Annotated in this window: 3 protein-coding genes; all 3 read right to left on the bottom strand. The window is 62.7% G+C overall.

The features are described from left to right. Window positions 1-58 precede the first annotated feature (58 nt). The 3 genes from ACFDS3_RS20520 to ACFDS3_RS20510 all read right to left on the bottom strand — a co-directional run bounded on the left by ACFDS3_RS20520 (window position 59) and on the right by ACFDS3_RS20510 (window position 2,477). Complete coding sequence (locus tag ACFDS3_RS20520; protein ID WP_375264176.1) at window positions 59-226, bottom strand: hypothetical protein; 168 nt, start codon at window positions 224-226, stop codon at window positions 59-61. Beyond that, window positions 223-1,605, bottom strand: a complete 1,383-nt coding sequence (locus ACFDS3_RS20515) for a M23 family metallopeptidase (protein ID WP_375264175.1) — start codon at window positions 1,603-1,605, stop codon at window positions 223-225. The genes ACFDS3_RS20520 and ACFDS3_RS20515 overlap by 4 nt, the downstream gene beginning before the upstream one ends. A gap of 263 nt (window positions 1,606-1,868) precedes the next feature. Further along, window positions 1,869-2,477 carry a L,D-transpeptidase gene (locus ACFDS3_RS20510; protein ID WP_375264177.1) on the bottom strand — a complete coding sequence of 203 codons (609 nt, stop codon included), beginning with the start codon at window positions 2,475-2,477 and terminating at the stop codon, window positions 1,869-1,871. Between the last annotated feature and the right edge of the window lie 248 nt (window positions 2,478-2,725).

Raw genomic sequence — 2,725 nt, 5'->3', positions numbered from 1 at the left:
CTGACCTGATCGAGAGCAAACGCCGCTACAGCGCAGGCGATGCCGAGCCAGCGGAGCACTACGTAGCCTCGCGCAGGTCAGCGCGTGCATCCTGAACGATTGACCACGAGGATTGCAGGAAAATGCCGTCGATTACGACGGCGACCGCGAGATCCTGCCGGACCTTGATCAGCCGTAAGGCTGGAATGGAAGTAATCTGAGCTCCACCGCAACCCACGAGTTTCATGTCCTGTCTCCCTTCGTCGAAAGAACCGCGGGCGCTTGCCGTCGCCGCGGAAGATTCAACGTCTCGGCAAGACGCAGCCGTGCTACGCGCAGGCGCGCAGTTGCATCCGCAGGGGCCTCGGCCTGTGCCATTTGTGTCATGCGGTCGTCGCTCATCGGATCGACCGGACGGCCCTCGACGCGCACCTCGTAATGCAGGTTTGGCCCCGTCGCTGTCCCGGTGGCCCCGACCTGGCCAATCTGGTCGCCCGCATCGACGCGCCGCCCTTTCTCCAGCCCTTCAGTGACGCCGCTCAAATGGGCGTAGCGCGTCATCGTTCCAGAACCATGCGAGATCTCGACGACACGACCATAACCTCCGCGGCGGCCTATGAAGGCCACGCGCCCTGGGCCAGTTGCCTTCACTGGCGTGCCCCGTGGAGCGGCGAAGTCGACGCCCGTGTGCATGCGCATGTTTCCGTAGACCGGATGCTTGCGCTGTCCGAAGACGGACGAGAGGCGTGCACCCGGAACCGGGGGCGAGAACACCCGCAGGATCTCGCCGTCATGATAGATCGTCGCGCTGGATTCCTCCGCGTCGGGCCAGACGATCTCGAATCGAGCGTCCGCCAATTGCAGCGCAGCGTAGACCAGCCGGGGCTCTCCAACCTCGGTGCCGTCCTCGAGCTGCTTTTCCTGCCAGAGCAGCTTCAGGGTCTCTCCCCCTTGCAAGTCTCGACGGAAGTCGACGGCGTTTCCCAGTATTTGGGCGAGGTCGACGGCAAATCGGGCCGGCATGCCCGACCGCTCCAGGGATACGAAGATCGAACCGTTGATCAACAGTTCATCCGCGCGTTCGGCGATCACGGGAACGGGTTCGATGGTGCGCGTGGAGACGGTCTTCCCAATGGTGATTACCACCTGGACGCCGTCGTCAATCGCGAGCGTGATCGTTCGAGGCTGACCTTCAGGGCTTCTCTGGATTGTGAGACTGTGGCCCGGCCTCAGGCCGCGCAGATCGAACTCGGCCTGGATGGCAAGGGTGATCTCGGCCCGTAGGCCCGGGTCCAGCTCGGCCTGCCGCAGGAGAGCATCGAGCGTGTCGCCTTGCACGACCGTCCTGGTCCAGGGAAGGGGCTCAAAACTTTCAGGCGGCAGTTCGGTCGGTATACTCGGGAATGCCAGGGCGACGGCCTCTGGCTTACGGAGGATCGGGAAGCTTGCCGAAAAGTCCGGGAGGTCGGATTCACTGGCCAGGGCGGATGAGGCGACGAGAGCATCCGGAAGGGACTCATGTGCCAGGACCTGGGATGTTTCTCGCCGCTCTTCGAGGAACATCGCCGCTCCGGCCGTAAGGGCGAGAGTTCCCCCGATTCCTGCTGCCAGGTATCTGGCCTTCATGTTGCTCCTCCCAAGTCACTGGCATTCTGCCCGGCGCACATGCTATCGCCGGACTTGTCCTCATCCGAGAGGAGAGATGCAAGGCGGGGCCGAACTCCGCTTTCCGCTTGGTTCGAGCGGAAGCATCTGCCTGCCAAGGCACTAGCCCAGAAATTGGCGGCAGTTCGTCGCAGGCAGTTGCGGCTTGCTCCGGAGCCGGAGGGCACAAGAGAGGTCGCGCGCACCAGCGCTCTCAGTGGAGGCGCGCAACTCCGTCTGACAGGTCAGGAGGGCGCGATGCCCGTGGCCGGGTTCAGCTTGGGATGCAGGAAGACCGGTGTGCCCACTGGAACGCGCTCGTAAAGATCGCCGATCTGATTGTTGACGAGCCTCGTGCAGCCGTTCGAGACAGCGACCCCGATGGTGCTCGGCTCGTTCGTCCCGTGAATGCGGAGGAAAGTGTCGCCTCGATCCGAGGTGAAGAGATAGAGCGCCCGAGCTCCCAGCGGATTTTCGATTCCCCCGGCCATTCCGTCGGCGAACTGCTGATATTTCTCCGGTTCGCGCTCAATCATCGCCTGGGTCGGCGTCCAGCTGGGCCATTCCTTCTTGGCGCCTACGTAGAACTCGCCCGACTCGTAGAGACCGGGGCGCCCGACTCCGACCTTGTAGCGCATGGCCTGCGCGTTCGGCATCGTCCAGTATAGCTCGAACTGGTCCGGGAACACGTGAATTTCGCCCGGGGCGAAGCCTTGGGCAAAGGCGACTCTTCGCGGCTGCATGCTCGGGGGGAGATTGTAATCCGGGATCGTCTTGGAATGTGCAGTCGCAACGGTGCCGGAGAGGGCAAATCCCGCGGCGGAAAGGGCCAAAAAAGATCGGCGGTTCAGCATGTCGTGTCCTTCAGCTTCTTGAGCTGACCAACGCCGCTTCGAGAATGCTGTTCCGATTGTGTAGCCGTCGATCTCGCCGGTATGGCAGGAGTGCATCTCCTGCGAAATTCCTTTCTCCAGCTTGTGCGGATCAGGAGTGCTCCGAAGCTTGCTTCGGTCGCCAGACCCAAGCCGTGGCCCCGCAGAATCCACACCCGAGCCCTTCCAATTCTTCGAACTCAACCCAGCCAGACGTCGAGGAACAACAT

Source organism: Palleronia sp., from assembly GCF_042089775.1.
Lineage (GTDB): Bacteria > Pseudomonadota > Alphaproteobacteria > Rhodobacterales > Rhodobacteraceae > Palleronia.
The sequence above is the reverse complement of the archived record's forward strand: the minus strand, read 5'-3'. Positions and strand labels throughout refer to the sequence as shown.

Excerpts from the sequence above, each read along its gene's own strand:
- ACFDS3_RS20520 (WP_375264176.1), bottom strand. The coding sequence starts at position 226 with ATGAAACTCGTGGGTTGCGGTGGAGCTCAGATTACTTCCATTCCAGCC.
- ACFDS3_RS20515 (WP_375264175.1), bottom strand. The coding sequence starts at position 1,605 with ATGAAGGCCAGATACCTGGCAGCAGGAATCGGGGGAACTCTCGCCCTT.
- ACFDS3_RS20510 (WP_375264177.1), bottom strand. The coding sequence starts at position 2,477 with ATGCTGAACCGCCGATCTTTTTTGGCCCTTTCCGCCGCGGGATTTGCC.